This is a genomic window from Cumulibacter soli (assembly GCF_004382795.1).
Lineage (GTDB): Bacteria > Actinomycetota > Actinomycetes > Mycobacteriales > Antricoccaceae > Cumulibacter > Cumulibacter soli.
The window spans coordinates 421,934-436,971 of sequence record NZ_SMSG01000001.1 but is presented as its reverse complement, the minus strand read 5'-3'; the positions used below and the strand labels follow the sequence as shown (position 1 = coordinate 436,971).

16 protein-coding genes are annotated in these 15,038 nt (G+C 64.6%); 10 read left to right on the top strand and 6 right to left on the bottom strand.

Translation table 11 applies throughout. The annotated features are described in order from the left end of the window. Positions 1 to 214 precede the first annotated feature (214 nt). Positions 215 to 697 carry a CarD family transcriptional regulator gene (locus tag E1H16_RS02165; RefSeq protein WP_134322031.1) on the top strand — a complete coding sequence of 161 codons (483 nt, stop codon included), beginning with the start codon at positions 215 to 217 and terminating at the stop codon, positions 695 to 697. Between the two features lie 4 nt (positions 698 to 701). Then, complete coding sequence (locus E1H16_RS02160) at positions 702 to 1,064, top strand: glycosyltransferase family protein (RefSeq protein WP_134322030.1); 363 nt, start codon at positions 702 to 704, stop codon at positions 1,062 to 1,064. 26 nt (positions 1,065 to 1,090) lie between these two features. On the opposite strand, the gene E1H16_RS02155 is transcribed toward E1H16_RS02160, so the two are convergent. Further along, positions 1,091 to 1,762, bottom strand: coding sequence for an IspD/TarI family cytidylyltransferase (locus tag E1H16_RS02155; RefSeq protein WP_134322029.1), 672 nt, complete (start codon positions 1,760 to 1,762; stop codon positions 1,091 to 1,093). A gap of 38 nt (positions 1,763 to 1,800) precedes the next feature. Between E1H16_RS02155 and ispF the strand changes: the two genes are divergently transcribed. Then, on the top strand, positions 1,801 to 2,280 hold the full coding sequence (gene ispF, locus E1H16_RS02150) for a 2-C-methyl-D-erythritol 2,4-cyclodiphosphate synthase (RefSeq protein WP_134322028.1): 480 nt from the start codon (positions 1,801 to 1,803) through the stop codon (positions 2,278 to 2,280). Between the two features lie 24 nt (positions 2,281 to 2,304). On the opposite strand, the gene E1H16_RS02145 is transcribed toward ispF, so the two are convergent. Next, entirely contained in the window at positions 2,305 to 2,934 is a 630-nt protein-coding gene (locus E1H16_RS02145; RefSeq protein WP_134322027.1) for a DUF2461 domain-containing protein, read from the bottom strand. 294 nt (positions 2,935 to 3,228) lie between these two features. On the opposite strand from E1H16_RS02145, the gene E1H16_RS02140 reads away from it, so the two are divergent. From E1H16_RS02140 to E1H16_RS02130, 3 genes are all read left to right on the top strand, one after another. Beyond that, the gene (locus E1H16_RS02140) at positions 3,229 to 3,993 is read left to right on the top strand and encodes a crotonase/enoyl-CoA hydratase family protein (RefSeq protein ID WP_134322026.1); all 765 of its coding nucleotides are present in this window, start codon (positions 3,229 to 3,231) and stop codon (positions 3,991 to 3,993) included. 118 nt (positions 3,994 to 4,111) lie between these two features. Beyond that, complete coding sequence (locus tag E1H16_RS02135) at positions 4,112 to 4,309, top strand: ferredoxin (protein ID WP_134322025.1); 198 nt, start codon at positions 4,112 to 4,114, stop codon at positions 4,307 to 4,309. Position 4,310: 1 nt separating this feature from the next. Beyond that, on the top strand, positions 4,311 to 5,630 hold the full coding sequence (locus E1H16_RS02130) for a cytochrome P450 (protein WP_134322024.1): 1,320 nt from the start codon (positions 4,311 to 4,313) through the stop codon (positions 5,628 to 5,630). A 156-nt stretch (positions 5,631 to 5,786) separates the two neighbouring features. Here the strand turns inward: E1H16_RS02130 and E1H16_RS02125 are convergent, their stop codons facing one another. Both E1H16_RS02125 and E1H16_RS02120 read right to left on the bottom strand, forming a co-directional pair. Beyond that, positions 5,787 to 6,173 (bottom strand): VOC family protein, encoded by a 387-nt coding sequence (locus E1H16_RS02125; RefSeq protein ID WP_134322023.1) that lies wholly within the window; start codon positions 6,171 to 6,173, stop codon positions 5,787 to 5,789. Beyond that, a complete protein-coding gene (locus E1H16_RS02120) occupies positions 6,166 to 6,987 on the bottom strand; it encodes an AraC family transcriptional regulator (RefSeq protein ID WP_134322022.1) in 822 nt (273 codons plus the stop codon). Before E1H16_RS02120 ends, E1H16_RS02125 begins: the two co-directional genes overlap by 8 nt. Before the next feature lie 141 nt (positions 6,988 to 7,128). Between E1H16_RS02120 and E1H16_RS02115 the strand changes: the two genes are divergently transcribed. The 3 genes from E1H16_RS02115 (at position 7,129) to E1H16_RS02105 (ending at position 11,678) form a co-directional block, all read left to right on the top strand. Beyond that, complete coding sequence (locus E1H16_RS02115; RefSeq protein WP_134322021.1) at positions 7,129 to 7,773, top strand: nitroreductase family protein; 645 nt, start codon at positions 7,129 to 7,131, stop codon at positions 7,771 to 7,773. A gap of 117 nt (positions 7,774 to 7,890) precedes the next feature. Continuing rightward, the gene (locus E1H16_RS02110) at positions 7,891 to 11,088 is read left to right on the top strand and encodes an acetyl-CoA carboxylase family protein (RefSeq protein WP_134322020.1); all 3,198 of its coding nucleotides are present in this window, start codon (positions 7,891 to 7,893) and stop codon (positions 11,086 to 11,088) included. Continuing rightward, positions 11,085 to 11,678 (top strand): TetR/AcrR family transcriptional regulator, encoded by a 594-nt coding sequence (locus tag E1H16_RS02105; protein WP_134322019.1) that lies wholly within the window; start codon positions 11,085 to 11,087, stop codon positions 11,676 to 11,678. Before E1H16_RS02110 ends, E1H16_RS02105 begins: the two co-directional genes overlap by 4 nt. A gap of 21 nt (positions 11,679 to 11,699) precedes the next feature. On the opposite strand, the gene ku is transcribed toward E1H16_RS02105, so the two are convergent. Next, positions 11,700 to 12,518, bottom strand: a complete 819-nt coding sequence (gene ku, locus E1H16_RS02100; protein ID WP_134322018.1) for a non-homologous end joining protein Ku — start codon at positions 12,516 to 12,518, stop codon at positions 11,700 to 11,702. 61 nt (positions 12,519 to 12,579) lie between these two features. Between ku and ligD the strand changes: the two genes are divergently transcribed. Continuing rightward, complete coding sequence (ligD, locus tag E1H16_RS02095; RefSeq protein WP_134322017.1) at positions 12,580 to 14,535, top strand: non-homologous end-joining DNA ligase; 1,956 nt, start codon at positions 12,580 to 12,582, stop codon at positions 14,533 to 14,535. 46 nt (positions 14,536 to 14,581) lie between these two features. Here ligD and E1H16_RS02090 read toward each other — a convergent pair whose 3' ends face one another. Beyond that, positions 14,582 to 15,016 (bottom strand): QcrA and Rieske domain-containing protein, encoded by a 435-nt coding sequence (locus E1H16_RS02090; protein ID WP_134322016.1) that lies wholly within the window; start codon positions 15,014 to 15,016, stop codon positions 14,582 to 14,584. Positions 15,017 to 15,038: the final 22 nt, after the last annotated feature.

Below are 15,038 nucleotides of genomic sequence, written 5' to 3'. Positions count from 1 at the left end.
CTAGACGGGCGGACGTCACGGTTACTACCTCACGGTGGCCGCATGAGGGCTCGGAGCGGGTTGTTTAGCGGTGGCAAGCAAATCTTGGCGCGAAAGTCAAACCGAGTCCGCTTCCGAAAGTAGCCGCTGAACAGGCCTTTTACAACGGCATCCGATTTTTTTCGACGCAAGGTGCGTGTTAGAATTGACACAACCCGATAGGAGATAAGCGAATATGGAATTCAACGTCGGTGAAACCGTCGTCTACCCCCATCATGGTGCGGCACTTATCGAAGCGATCGAGACGCGCACGATCAAAGGCGAAGAGAAGACCTATCTGGTTCTCAAGGTGCAGCAGGGCGACCTGACTGTGCGAGTGCCGGCTGACAACGCCGAAATTGTCGGCGTACGAGATGTGGTTGGTCAGGAGGGTTTGGATCGGGTCTTCGAGGTGCTGCGTGCGCCGCACACTGAGGAGCCGACGAACTGGTCCCGCCGTTACAAGGCGAACGTCGAGAAGCTTGCTTCCGGCGATGTGAACAAGGTTGCCGAGGTTGTCCGCGACCTGTGGCGCCGCGACAAGGAGCGTGGGCTCTCCGCGGGTGAGAAGCGGATGCTGTCGAAGGCCCGGCAGATCCTGGTCTCCGAACTCGCGTTGGCGGAGTCGACGTCCGAGGACAAGGCCGAAGTGCTCCTCGACGAGGTTCTCGCTTCCTAGAAATATGCAGTGGACCGACCTGGAATGGGTCAGTACGCAACAGAAGGTCGCTTGCCGCGTATCGGCGAGCGACCTTCTTGCGTTCCCCGAATCGCATCCGCAGGAGCCGGTGGCGCTGTTCCCGGCCGGCACGGCGTCCCCGCCGCTCAACCCGGGCGTGTGGGTGACCGTCGTACCGATGACCGAAACGGTCAAGCGAGTGGACGACAACCAGGTCGTGCTGGGCACCGTCCCGCGCGAGCAGGTGCAGATTGTCGGGTTTCCCATCGTTGTGCCCGCCGCGCTGCTCGGTGGATGCGCCGAGCCGGACGATGCGTTGCAGCGTGCGCTCGCGACCGGTGGGGCCCGCCCGCTTGTGGCGCGGTAGCCGCGCGTTACCGCAGTAGTCGTTCTTTACTGCAGTAGTGCGGCCGCGCGGTCGAGGTCTTGGCGATACGTCACCTTGAGATTCGACTGCTCGCCGTCAATCACTTGGACGGTGAATCCGGCGTACTCCAAATAGGAGGCCGTATCGGTGCCGGTGAACCCCTCGTCTCGCGCCTCGTCGTACGCCCGCAATAGCCAGGTTGCCGGGGCGCCCTGCGGCGTCTGCGCACGCACGAGTCGTCCGTCGACCGGCTGAAGAACCCCCTGCTCGATGGTGGCCAGCATCGGGGTCGGCAGCGCCGGCAGTACGCCGCACTCGGACGCCATCGCCGCCGTCGATGCGATCAGTGGCGCGCTGATGCACGGCCGCGCGCCATCGTGAATCAACACCGCGTCGAGCGCGCCAGCGGTGATGTCGTGGCGTAGATGATCGAGGGCGGCGCGTTCGGAATCGGCGCGTTCCGCGCCACCGTTGATCACCGCGACCTCGCCGTACGCCGCGGCGATGACGCGTAGTTCGGCCGCGTCGTCGGGATGCGCAACGAGAATGGTGCGCTCGATCGCCGGGTGGGTGGCGAATGCGCGCACGCTCCACTCGATCACGGTGCGCCCGGCAACCTCGATGAGCACCTTATTGCGGTCCGCGCCGACGCGCTTTCCGCGGCCTCCGGCGAGCACCACCGCAACTGTCTGTCCCATAGTCCGACGAGAGTATCGCTACCGCTTAGGGTGGGCGCATGCTCATCCCTTGGGTCGGAAACGGTATCGACGTACACGGCATTGAAGTCGGCCGCGAGTGTTGGCTGGCCGGGCTGCGGTGGGACGACGCGGACGGGTGCGCGGGACATTCGGATGCCGACGTCGCCTGCCATGCGCTGTGCAACGCACTGCTGAGCGCTGCTCAACTCGGCGACCTCGGGGCAGTGTTCGGCACCGACCGGCCCGAATGGGCCGGGGCGTCGGGCGTGGCGCTGCTGGCCGAGAGCGTACGGCTGGTGCGCGAGGCCGGGTACGACGTTGGCAACGCGACGGTGCAGGTCGTATGTAACACCCCGCGCCTCGGCACGCGGCGCGACGAGGCGCAGGATCTGCTGAGCCGGGTAGTGGGGGCGCCCGTTTCGGTTGCCGGGGCGACGACTGACGGGCTCGGCGTCGAGGGGCGCGGTGAGGGGCGCACGGCGTATGCGACGGCGCTGATCTACGCACGCCAAGATTGAGCGTTCGGCCGCTGGCGTCTTGGGTCAGTCGGCCCGAATTGCCTCGAGCCAGCGCACCAGTGGGCGGACGGTGCGCCAGTCGGTGCGTACTCGCTCGACGAGTTCGGGCGAATCGAGCCCGTCGAAGCCGTACCGCAACTCGCAGAACAAGTACTTGTGTCGTAGTAACTCGATCCGCGGATGGTCCTTCGGGTAATTCCGCGGCGCGGTCTTGAGCCGGTCGCCGGACACAGTGAACCCGGAACCCTCCAGCCTCCGTACGATCCTCACCAGTTTCGTACCCGTCTTATCGGCATCGATCGCCGCGCGAATAGCGGCGAGGCGAGCGGCATCGGCGTGGTAGCAACCGCCGCCGACTCGCAGTCCAGCAGCGGACAGTTCGACGTACCAACCGGTGGCCGGGGCAGTGCCGACGAAAGCGCCCTGATGAATCTTGTACGGCGTCTTGTCCTTCGAGAACCGGACGTCACGATGTGGGCGGAACAGTTTGGCCGCACCGAACTCTGCGGCGAGGGCGCCGGTCAGCGCGGCCATCGGGGCCCGTACGTCGTCCTGCCAGACGTGTTTGTGTGCGTCCCAGAACGACTTGGTGTTGTCGATCTCGAGGTCTTCGTAGAAATCGAGCGCGCGCTCGGAGAATCCGGTGAACTCCACGCGCACACACTATGCCCGTCTCGGCGTCTCGGCGTCTCGGCGTCTCGGCGTCTCGGCGTCTCGGCGTCCGGTGCCTCGGTGTTCGATGTCCCTGCCTGTTGTCCCTGCACTCCCGCCCCGTCGTCCCGCCAGCCTTCCCGTCGACTCCGGGGTCCCGTCGGGTCGCCCGTCCTCTTCTCACGCGGTCGCCCGCCCTGTGATGCGTCGGGCGAACCTGACACGCTGGTCAGGTTCGCCCGGTGCGGTTAGAGTCAGGGGCGAAACTTTGTTCTGCTAACCACATCAGGAGCGCACATGAGTGATGTTGTGAAGACCGAGATCACCGACGGCGTCGGTATCGTCACGATCAACCGCCCGGAGGCTAAGAACGCCGTCAACCTCGCCGTCGCCCAGGGCGTCGCTGCCGCGGTCGACGCCTTCGAGGCCGACGACGCTGTCGTCGCGATCGTGGTCACCGGAGCCGGTGGCACCTTCTGCTCGGGTATGGACCTCAAGGCGTTCACGCGCGGCGAGCGTCCGTCCATCCCGGGTCGTGGGTTCTGTGGTCTGTCCGAGCACGTCGTCGACAAGCCACTGATCGCGGCTGTCGAAGGCTACGCCCTGGCCGGCGGCTGCGAGCTCGCGCTCGCCACCGACATCATCGTCGCTGCCAAGACCGCCAAGCTCGGCATCCCGGAGGTCAAGCGTGGCCTCGTCGCTGCCGGCGGTGGCGTGCTCAAGCTCGCTAAGACCATGCCGTACGGCGCCGCCATGGAGCTCGCGCTCACCGGTGACTTCCTGGACGCCGAGCGCGCCCAGGAGCTCGGCGTTGTTACCCGCGTGACCGAGGACGGTAAGGCGCTTGAGGGCGCGCTCGAGCTCGCGAAGCGCATTGCGGCCAACGGCCCGCTCGCGGTCAAGGCGTCCAAGGAACTGGTCTCGCGCTCCATCAAGTGGATCGACAAGGACCTGCTCGCCCTGCAGGCCGAGGTCATCGACCCGGTGTTCAAGTCGGAAGACGCAATCGAGGGCGCGACTGCCTTCGCCGAGAAGCGCGCACCGCAGTGGAAGGGCCGCTAACTCCCTAGCCTCCAAAAGGCGCCGATGATGCTGACGCATTGTTGGCGCCTTTCGGCATCTCTAGCGGAGTTTGGTCGGATGACTTGTGACTAAGTTCACGACGGGTTACCGTCGAGTAATGAGACTGCAAGTGAACTCCGAACTGTGTCAGGGCCACAACCGGTGCATGGTGCTGCTGCCCGAGCTGATCGAAGCGGATGACGAGGGTTATGCGGTCGTCCTGGAGGACGGCTCCGTCCCGGAGGAATTGCTGCACAAGGCGCAGCTCGCCGTCGACAACTGCCCGGAGTTCGCGCTCACCCTGGAGGATGACTGAGATGTCCGCTGACCCCGTGCAGAACCAAGGACCAGCGCCCCGTGGCGAACCGATCTACGCCGCCGACGGACACGAATTACCCGACGACGTGTACAAGCTGTATCCCTCGAGCCACGGGGTTCCGGTTGCGGACTGGGCCACCGACTTCGACCACGCGGATCCCGAGTACAACCGGAACGCGCACGAAATCTGGGACGAGTTGCGGTCGAAGTGCCCGATCGCGCACACCGAGCGGTACGGCGGCACGTGGCTGCCGACCAAGCACGAGGACGTCCGGGCGATCGCTTACGACACCGAGAACTTCACCAGCCGCCAGGTGATTGTCGTCAATGGCCGCATCGATCCAGCGAAGAGCCCCATCGGTCAGGCGCCGCCGATCACCAGCGATCCGCCGTTCCATCAGATGGCTCGCAAACTCCTGCTGTCGCAGTTCCGGCCGAACAAGATCAACCCGCTCGAAGGTGACATCCGTGAGGTCTGTCGGCAGCGGCTCGATGACCTAGGCGAGATCGAGCCGGGGGAGACGATCATCGATGCCGCCGCGCAGTACGCCCAACACATCCCGCCGGCGGTAATCTCGCGGTTGCTGGGCTTCCCGCCCGAGGACGACGATAAGTTCCGTTACTTCATCCATAACGTGCTCGAAGAGATCGACGCTCCGCCCGAGCAGAAGCGGGCGTTTGCGATGGAATTCGACGAGTATCTCGATGCGCAGATCGAAGACCACCGCCAGAACCCCCGCGACGACCTCACGACGTACCTGATCAACGCGGAGATCGGCGGTCAACCGTTACCGCATGAGCAAGTCCGCGGTGCGATCTTGTTGCTACTTATTGCTGGGATCGACACGACCTGGAGCGCGATCGGCGCGTCGCTGTGGCACCTGGCGCAGAACCCGGCCGACGTCGAGCGGTTGCGTAAGGATCCTGACGTGATGATCTTTGCGCTGGAGGAGTTCCTGCGTGCGTACGCGCCGGTGACGATGGCGCGCCTCGTCGCCAAGGACGTCGAGATCGGCGGATGCCCGATGAAGGAAGAGGACTTCGTCCTGCTGCCATTCCCAGCGGCCAACCGCGACGAGGAGTTCATCGAGAACGCCGACAAGTTCATCATCGACCGCGAGGTGAACCGGCACTCCGCGTTCGGGTTGGGAATCCATCGCTGCCTGGGATCCAACCTGGCTCGGCTGGAACTGCGGGTGGCAATCGAGGAGTTCATTAATCGATTCCCGGACTTCTCGCTGCCGCCGGATGGGGATCAGACGCAGTGGAGTGTGGGGCAGATCCGTGGTCCTCGCGCCCTACCGCTGCGGATCGGATAGCTACCGCGGCGGAACCAGGCAACCGAGCCTGCTGAAAACGCAGCCCAGGAGTTGAGATAGCGCTCTATAGCCGCTATCCCGCTGCTGCGGCTGCGTTTTCAGCGCGGTCCCACCCCGTCCAAGCTGCCCAACTCGACCGGCAGCGGAAGTTGCGCGTCAGGAGCCGGCGTACGTGCCGAAACTCCAGATGTTGCCTTCGACGTCGCGGACCGAGAATCCGCGCGATCCGTAGTCTTCGTCCGTCAGTCCCTGAATGACCTCGGCGTCGATGCGCTGCGCTCGAGCGAAGACGGCATCGGGGTCGTCGCAGACGACGTACACGCCCTGCGCGCCGGGTGCGGTTGCGAATTTGCTGTCCCGAGAGCGACTGCTGATCATCACGCGACCGCCCTCCGGCCAGTACATCTCGCTGTGCTCCACGATTGTGGGGTCGCTGTCCTGGAGCACCAGAATTCCCTCGGCGAAGCCAAGCGAGGTAAGCCAAGCGCGGGCCGCGATCGGGTCGTCGTAGGTAAATCCGGGCCAAATGTTGTGATCAGTCATGTAGGTGACTATCCGCCAGCGCACGGGCGCTGTCTTGGATAAATGCGAGATTCTCGTTTCGGCGCCACCTCGTCGGGCTGGTGCCGGCAAGCGCGCGCCAGTCCCGATTCAGATGCGATTGGTCGCTGAATCCGGCGATTGCTGCCGATTCAGCGAGATCGTGATGCGCCCGCACCAATTCGACCGACCGCTCGAAGCGCCGTAGTCGGCACGCCTGTTTCGGGCTGACTCCGAACTCATGGCGGAATTCTTGCTCCAGGTGCCGGCGGGACCAGCCGACAGCCTCCGAGATGACGTCGACAGAGATCTGGCCCCGCGCGTTCATGATGAGCTGCCACGCTCCGGCTACCTCGCGTCGTACGCCGGGATTTCCTGCGAGGCTGATACTCGATTCGACCGCACGACACGCCTGGCGTAGGGAGTCGGCGGAGCCCGCCGCGTCCAGCACCTGTTCGCCCAGGCGTCCCCACACGGCGTCGAGGTCGACCACGCTGTGCGCTAGTTCCGCCGCCGGCATCCCGAACAGCCCACGACTAGCGAGCGGGTCGATGGCGAGTTGGATCCCGACCTGCGCGGTGCCGTAACGGATTGTCGCCGGCGTCGTATGCAGTCCGCTGAGCATCGCGTCGTACGTCCCGCGCGTGCCGCCAAGCGTGACGTCGAGGCCCTCGTCGAGTGCGAGCACGAGAGTCATGGTGCTGGAGGGGAGCCCGACGTGTGATCCGGGAGTCAGCCCCTCAGAGCGGTACGCGACGAACCGCGGAACGCTCGCTGCGAGCGCCCCCGCCGGAGCGTGCGTGACCTCCTCGTCCATTCCTCAAGGCTAGGTCACTGCGCGGCAGGTGACGACGGGTTCCCGTGGAATGCCCGTGGTTGTGCGGGTAACCCGCTGGTAGCCGCACGCGTTCGGTTCAGAGACTTGACATACGCGTCACATTCGGGTGTTTATGTATACATGACGACTGACGCGCCCTTCGATCTCGCGATTACCGACAAACTCCTGACGACGACGCGTGCCGTGCGCAAGCGTCTGGACCTCGAACGCCCGGTAGAGCGGAAGGTGCTGCTGGACTGCATCGATATCGCGCAGCAGTCACCGACCGGCAGCAACCGGATGCGGTGGCATTGGGTGGTGGTGACCGACGAGCAGAAGCGACGGGAGCTCGGCCAGATCTATTGGGATTCCTCCGAGGAGTATTTCAACGGCGAACAACCCGATGCCGACTTCGATCAAGCACAAACCGACCGGGTGCGCTCCAGTGCGCGCTATCTGCGGGATGTGATGGGGCAAGCCCCGGCATTGGTTATCCCGTGCGTGGCGGGCCGTCCGGAATCGATGCCGTTGGCCGGAATCGCCTCGCTGTACGGCTCGATCGTGCCGGCAACCTGGAGTTTCATGCTGGCGCTGCGCGCGCGTGGACTCGGCACTTGCTACACCACGCTGCACCTGAACCTGGCCGAGCGTGCGGCCGAACTGTTGAACATTCCCGATGACTACACGCAAGTTGCGTTGTTGCCGGTCGCCTACACCAAAGGAACCGACTTCAAGCCGGTCCGTCGCCCAAACGTCGAGGAGATTGTTTCCTTCGATAGTTGGTGATGCGCGAGTGCTCGTCCCGCCGGACGAGCCGGTCGCAGCCCTTGTCTCACTCTTTACATTCGTGTAAAAATTGAGGTGAGATTTTACAGTCCAGTTTAACCGAGAGGGTTTGATGTCGTGCGCAGGTTGCTAGTCGCCAACCGGGGAGAAATCGCGGTCCGGATCATCGACAGCGCGGCAGCGTTGGGACTCACCACCGTTGCGATTTACCCCGACGACGACCAGAGCACATTGCACGTCGAGCGAGCGACCGAATCGGTGCTCATCCCCGGTGCGGGCGCTGCGGCGTACCTGGACGTCGAGGCAGTTATCGAGGCCGCTAAGGAGGCTCGATGCGACGCGCTGCACCCCGGGCTCGGGTTCCTCAGCGAGAACGCCGATCTGGCCCGGCGCTGCGCGGAGGAAGGCATCACCTTCGTCGGGCCGGACGCCGAGACGTTGCGGACCTTCGGTGACAAGTCCAGCGCCCGGGCACAAGCACAGTTGGCACAGGTGCCCGTCGCGAAGGCCACCGAGGGCGCGACCAGCCTCGAGCAGGCCACGGACCTGATGCGTTCACTCGGCGACGATGCCGCGGTCATGGTCAAAGCCATCGCTGGCGGCGGGGGCCGCGGGATGACCCCAGTGACGTCGGTCGAGGATCTGCCACAGGCATTTGAGCGCTGTGCCGCCGAAGCCAAGGCCGCCTTCGGCAACGGCGATCTGTACGTAGAACAGTTGGTTCGCGACGCCCATCACATCGAGGTGCAGGTCGTCGCCGACGCGCACGGCAACGTCGCCGCCGTCGGTGATCGCGACTGCTCGGCTCAGCGCCGCCGGCAAAAACTCATCGAGATCGGCCCGGCGCCGTGGGTCAGCGATGACGTCCGCGCTCGGTTACACGCCGCCGCGGAGGACATCATCGGCACCACGAACTACGTCGGTCTGGCGACCGTCGAATTCCTCGCTGCTGCCGAGCAGATCATCTTCCTTGAGGTCAATCCACGGATTCAGGTCGAGCACACCGTTACCGAAGAGGTCACCGGGCTGGACCTGGTCGAGGTGGGCCTGCGGGTGGCCGACGGCGCGACCCTGGATGATCTTGGTGTCGTCCGATCCCCGAAGACCACCAAGTTTGCGGTCCAGTCCAGGGTCAACTCTGAAGTCCTCAATGCCGACGGCACCGTGCATCCCGGCGTCGGCCGACTGACGCGCTTCCAGCCGCCGTCCGGACGCGGTATCCGCGTCGATAGCCATGGCTACGTCGGTTACGCCGTCAGCCCCCGGTACGACTCGCTACTGGCGAAGGTCATCACGACCGCGCCGACGATCTCCGGTGCGCTCGCGCTCGCCGACCGCGCGCTGAGCTCTTTCGACATCGCCGGAGTACAGAGCAACATCGCCGTCCTGCGGGCGATCCTGAGCAATGACACATTGCACGAATCGGGTGTTGACACCGGGTACGTCGATGCGCATCTGGCCGAGTTGCTTGCCGTGGCGGCTTCCAAAGAGGTGAGCGGACGTGCCGATGACGCCGCGCAGGTCGAGAGCGCTGCTGCCATCGACGTGCCCGACGACGCCATCGCCATCGCCGCGCCTATGCAGGCCGTCATCGTCGAGATCGGGGTCGCCGAAGGCGATGCGGTCGCGGCCGGCGACGAGGTGGTCGTCCTCGAAGCGATGAAGATGCAGCATGTCATCACCGCACCACGCGCGGGAATTGTGCGCGCGATAGCCATCGAGTCCGGGGACGTTGCGGCCGAAGGACAGCCCCTGGTCTACCTGGAGGAAACCGAATCCGCCGGGGAAAGTTCGGCGCGCGAGGTCGAGCTCGACCTCGACGAGATCCGCCCCGACCTGCAGGAATCGATCGATCGCCACATGTACGGGCTCGACGAGGGGCGGCCCGAGGCCGTCGCCAAGCGACACGGCATCGGGCGTCGTACCGCGCGGGAGAATCTCGCCGACCTGGTCGACGAAGGATCATTCGTCGAGTACGGCGCGCTCACTATCGCCGCTCAGCGCCGACGCCGATCACTGCAAGACCTGATTGAACGCACCTCGGGTGATGGGATCATCGTCGGTACCGCCACTATCGAGGGCAAACCGGTCGCGGTGATGTCCTACGACTACATGGTCCTCGCAGGCACCCAGGGAATGCAGAACCATCGCAAGACCGACCGTTTCCTCGAACTCGCCGCGCGTCAGGGTCTGCCGGTGGTCATGTTCGCCGAAGGCGGCGGCGGTCGTCCCGGAGATACCGACCATCCCTACGTCGCGCAGTTGGTCGTGCCGACCTTCCGTACCCTCGCCGGGCTCGTCGGGCAGGTCCCGATCGTCTGCGTCGTGTCCGGGTACTGCTTCGCCGGCAATGCCGCGCTCGTGGGTTGCGCGGACGTCGTGATCGCGACCAAGGAAGCCAGCCTCGGTATGGGCGGTCCGGCGATGATCGAAGGCGGCGGTTTGGGCGTCTACGAGCCGGGCGAGGTCGGCCCCATGTCGATCCAGTACGCGAACGGCGTGGTCGACGTGCTCGTTGAGGACGAGGTCAGCGCGGTCGCCGAGGCGCGCCGCGCGATCTCGCTGCTGAACAAGACCGACAGCGAGGTCGCAGCGGCAGACCAACGCCAGATGCGACACCTGATTCCGGAGAACCGGCTGCGCAGTTACGACGTCCGCCCAGTATTCGAGACCCTGCTGGATGAAGGGTCGATGCTGGAACTGCGGCGTGGCTACGGAGCCGGAATCGTCACCGCGATCGGCCGTATCAATGGAATCTCGGTCGGCATCATGTCCAACAATCCGCATCACCTCGGCGGCGCGATTGATCACGACGCGGCCGAAAAGGGCACCCGCTTCCTGACGATGTGCCAGGACCACCAGTTGCCGGTGATCTCGCTATGCGACACGCCCGGATTCATGGTGGGGCCGGAGTCGGAAAAGCACGCCACAGTACGCAAGTTTGGGGCATTCTTCGTCGCCGGCGCGCGGCTGAGCACCCCGATCGTGATGGTGGTGCTGCGCAAGGGATACGGACTTGGTGCACAGGCGATGGCCGGTGGGTCCTTCCACGCCCCGGTGCTCTCGGTGTCGTGGCCGACGGGCGAGTTCGGCGGTATGGGCCTGGAAGGCGCCGTACGGCTCGGCTTCCGTAAGGAACTGGAAGCGATCGAGGACCTTGCCGAGCGCAAGGTGCGCTACGACGAACTCGTCGCTGAGCAGTACGAGCGCGGCAAGGCGCTGAGTTTCGCGGCCGCCTTCGAAGTCGATGACGTGATCGATCCCGCGGATACCCGCGACATCGTGACTCGCGCGTTGCGAGCGTGCCTACTATGACGCCGCGACATGAGCAGTTGCTACAGGCAGCGGAGGCGGTCTTCGCTCGCAAGGGGTACGCCGATACGACGATGGCCGACATCGCCGAGGCCGCGGGAGTCACGCGACCAACCGTGTACGCGTACTTTTCCTCGAAGGACGATGTCCTGGCCGGCGTGGCCGGGGCGGTGCGCGATCACTTCCTGTCGCTGCAGGAGCTCGCGGGTGACACGCCTGCGGAAACGTTCGAACTCACCCTGCGGCAGTACCTACGTGAGTTCGTGCGGCACTACGGCGTCCTCGTGGTGATCGAGCATCAGGCACTGGGTGATCCGGCGTACGAGCGACTGCTGGACCAGATTCATCGGCGTACGAACCGTCGGCACGAGAAGTTCATGGTCTCGCTGGTGGAAGCCGGCCTGGCCATGCCGCACCTGCCGCCGCGGATGATCGCCGAACTGGTTACCGGCGCCTCGATGCGGTTCGCGCAGCTGTCCGGCGCCGATGAGCAGAGCGAGCAGCAGTACGGCGACGCCTTAGTGCACGCGCATCTGAGCATGTTGAACCTCACCGCTGAGGCGGGTAGGTGCAGCGTGGAGGCGTCCGTCTAGGCGAACCGCGCCAACCGGAAGTTACGAGCCAACGTTCTGTTGGGGGTCGGCCTGGGCCGCGGCGCGCTTGGAGTCGATGGAGCGGCGTAGCGCCTCCATCAGGTCGATGACCTCGCCCTCGGCGGCGGGTTGCTCGCCGAACGTCGCCTCCGTATCGAACGTGTCGCCCTGCTCGATCTTGGCCTGGATCAGCTGCTGTAGCTGTTCCTGGTACTCGTCGGTGAAATTGTCCGGCTCGAAGTCGGTTGCCAGTGACTCCACCAACTGCGCGGCCATTTGTAGTTCGAGGTCACTGACCTTGATCTCGGTGTCGAGCACGTCGAAAGCTGGCTCGCGCACCTCGTCTGGCCACAGCAAGGTCTGCATCACGAGCACGTCGCCACTGACGCGCAAGGCAGCGAGGCGGGTGCGTTGGCGCATCGCGAACTTCACGATCGCCATCCGGTCGGTGTCCTGCAGGGTCTGACGCAGTAACACGTATGCCTTGGGCGATTTCGAATCCGGTTCCAAGTAGTACGTCGATGCGTAGAGCTCCAGCGGTACCTGCTCGCGCGGCACGAACTCGACAACCTCGATCTCGTGGCTTTTCTCCGATGGCAGCGTCGAGAGGTCCTCGTCGGTCAGCATGATCGTCGAGTCGCCGTCCACGAACGCCTTGGCGATATTGCGGTACTCGACGATCTCGCCGCAGCGCTCGCAGCGCCGCTGGTAGCGGATCCGCCCGCCGTCCTCGTCGTGCACCTGATGAAGCGGCGCATCGTGACTCTGCGTCGCCGAGTACAACTTGACTGGCACATTGACCAGTCCGAACGCGATCGCGCCCTTCCAGATCGACCTCATGAGTCCGCTCACTTCCTGATTGGCGCACCGTTCGACACATTTTGCCGTCAGACTTGATGTTATGGCCAGCAACAGTGATCCCGCAGCAACCGTGATCGACGGACGGACCCTGCGCCTGACCAGCTTGCACAAGGTCATGTACCCGCTGGCCGGCACGACGAAGCAGGAGGTGCTGTCGTACTACGCCGCGGTAGCGCCCCATCTCGTGCGGCACGCACGGATGCGTCCGGCCACGCGCAAGCGCTACGTCGACGGAGTAGGGACGCACGCTACGCCGGGCAAGGTGTTCTTCGAAAAGAATCTCGGCAGTGGCGTTCCCAAGTGGGTGCAACGGGTGGAAATGCAGCATTCGGACCGCGGCGTCACCTACCCGCTGCTCAACGATGCATCAACCGTCGTGTGGTGCGCCCAGATGGGTGCGTTGGAACTGCACGTGCCGCAGTGGTCCTTCGTCGATTCAGAATCCGGCGCCGGCCCTGAGTCTGGATCCGGTGTCGGCGCCGAGCCTCGGTCCGGTGCGGGCGCTGGGCCGGAATCCGGCTGGGTACCAGCAAATCCGGACCGGCTGGTGCTGGACCTCGATCCGGGGCCCGGGGCTGACCTGGACGCGTGCGTGGAGGTCGCGCTGCTGTGCCGGGCGATCCTTGATGAAGTCGGACTGCCCAGCGTTCCGGTGACCTCGGGAAGTAAGGGGATCCATTTGTACGCGCAACTCGATGGGGCGCAGACCTCCGAGCAGGCGTCCTCCTTCGCGCACACGTTGGCGTTAGCTCTGGAGGCAGACCACCCCAAGCTGATTGTCAGCGATATGAAGAAATCCCTTCGCGGTGGAAAGGTGCTGCTGGACTGGTCACAGAACAACGCGGCAAAGACGACCGTCGCGCCGTACTCGCTACGTGGAACTCAGCGCCCGCAGGTCGCGTGCCCGCGGCGGTGGGAGGAGATCGTTCCCGGTCTGCGGCAACTGGAACTGTACGAGGTGATCGAACGGCTCGACTCTGATGGTGACCCGATGCTGGAATTGGCGCCGTCGCCCGAGAATGTCCGCACGACCGCGCAGCGCCCGCGGTGGTTTGGTACACGCGCGGCGGCTTCATCCGGTGAACTGCGTCCGATGCAGGCGCGGACCGGGACCCCCGCACAGGTGCGCGGGGAGGATTGGGCCTATGAGGTCAAGTGGGACGGATATCGTGCCGTGGTGCGGCTACGCGACGGGAAAATTACCCTGACGAGCCGCAACGGTATCGATCTGACTGACAAATTCGCCGAGCTTCAGGCTGCAACATCGGCGATTGGCGTTGAGTCATGCGTGCTGGACGGCGAGATCGTCGCGGTAGATGAGCGCGGGCGACCGCGGTTCGACCTGCTGCAGGACGGCGCCGGGACGCTACAACTGATGTTGTTCGACCTGCTGGAAATCGATGGGGTGTCGACGCTGAATCATCCCTACACGCAGCGACGCGCGGCGCTCGAAGCGGTGATCACTGATACGCCTGCGGTGCACGTTCCGCCCGTGTTGGGCGGCTCGATCGAAGACGCGTTGGCTACCAGTCGGTCGTTGCAACTGGAGGGAATCGTCGCGAAGCGAGTGGAGAGCAAGTACCTCCCCGGAGAGCGGTCAATTTCCTGGGTGAAAATCAAGCACGTCCGTAGCCAGGAGGTCGTTGTTATCGGGTGGCTACCCGGTCGCGGTAACCGCAAGGCAACGGTGGGGTCCTTGCTGCTGGCAGTTCCGATCGAGGGGGAACTGACCTATGTCGGCAAAGTAGGTAGCGGCTTTACGGATCGCGCACTGGTCGACGCGCTAGCCAGGCTCGGTGAGATCGAGGTGCCGCGGCCGCAGGTCGACGGCGTACCGCTCGCTGATTCTGAGGGTGTGCGGTGGGTCGATCCGGTCTATGTCGGCGAAGTGGATTATGCGCACTGGACCGATTCACGGCGGTTGCGGCACGCGGTGTGGAAGGGCTGGCGGCCGGACAAGAATGCCGCCGAGGTCCGCATCGAGGATGACGGCTGACGCAGGGCGCGCCGTTGCGGGACGCGCTCTCGCGGGCGCTGGGGGGTCAGGCGGCGTAGATCTTTCCGTCCTTGATTTCGATCTCGGCCGAAGGCAGATCCTCGGTCGCGGGACCTTGCAGAACCTTGCCTTGCAGGTCGAACTTTGATCCGTGGCATCCGCAGTAGATTTCGCCGCTATTGACCTCGCGCAACGTGCAGGACTGATGCGTGCAGATCGCCGATAGCGCCACGTACTCGCCCTCACTGGGTTGGGTGACGACGACGCTGGCCTCCGGAAATACCTTCCCGTTACCGAGGGCGACCTGATCGAGATTGCCGATCAGCTCGCCTGGTTTGAGCTCATCGCGTTTGGGTCCGCCGCCCTGCTGGGTGCATGCGGCAAGTGCCGCCGTTGCCGCGAGCGCGGTGGTGCCAACCATGAACGAGCGACGGGTCTTCGTGCCGATGATGCTCACTGTTGGGTCGGTCGTTCCTGGCATACCTGTCGCCGCTCCTCCTGCT

Excerpts from the sequence above, each read along its gene's own strand:
- E1H16_RS02165 (WP_134322031.1), top strand. The coding sequence starts at position 215 with ATGGAATTCAACGTCGGTGAAACCGTCGTCTACCCCCATCATGGTGCG.
- E1H16_RS02160 (WP_134322030.1), top strand. The coding sequence starts at position 702 with ATGCAGTGGACCGACCTGGAATGGGTCAGTACGCAACAGAAGGTCGCT.
- E1H16_RS02155 (WP_134322029.1), bottom strand. The coding sequence starts at position 1,762 with ATGGGACAGACAGTTGCGGTGGTGCTCGCCGGAGGCCGCGGAAAGCGC.
- ispF (WP_134322028.1), top strand. The coding sequence starts at position 1,801 with ATGCTCATCCCTTGGGTCGGAAACGGTATCGACGTACACGGCATTGAA.
- E1H16_RS02140 (WP_134322026.1), top strand. The coding sequence starts at position 3,229 with ATGAGTGATGTTGTGAAGACCGAGATCACCGACGGCGTCGGTATCGTC.
- E1H16_RS02135 (WP_134322025.1), top strand. The coding sequence starts at position 4,112 with ATGAGACTGCAAGTGAACTCCGAACTGTGTCAGGGCCACAACCGGTGC.
- E1H16_RS02130 (WP_134322024.1), top strand. The coding sequence starts at position 4,311 with ATGTCCGCTGACCCCGTGCAGAACCAAGGACCAGCGCCCCGTGGCGAA.
- E1H16_RS02125 (WP_134322023.1), bottom strand. The coding sequence starts at position 6,173 with ATGACTGATCACAACATTTGGCCCGGATTTACCTACGACGACCCGATC.
- E1H16_RS02120 (WP_134322022.1), bottom strand. The coding sequence starts at position 6,987 with ATGGACGAGGAGGTCACGCACGCTCCGGCGGGGGCGCTCGCAGCGAGC.
- E1H16_RS02115 (WP_134322021.1), top strand. The coding sequence starts at position 7,129 with ATGACGACTGACGCGCCCTTCGATCTCGCGATTACCGACAAACTCCTG.
- E1H16_RS02105 (WP_134322019.1), top strand. The coding sequence starts at position 11,085 with ATGACGCCGCGACATGAGCAGTTGCTACAGGCAGCGGAGGCGGTCTTC.
- ku (WP_134322018.1), bottom strand. The coding sequence starts at position 12,518 with ATGAGGTCGATCTGGAAGGGCGCGATCGCGTTCGGACTGGTCAATGTG.
- ligD (WP_134322017.1), top strand. The coding sequence starts at position 12,580 with ATGGCCAGCAACAGTGATCCCGCAGCAACCGTGATCGACGGACGGACC.
- E1H16_RS02090 (WP_134322016.1), bottom strand. The coding sequence starts at position 15,016 with ATGCCAGGAACGACCGACCCAACAGTGAGCATCATCGGCACGAAGACC.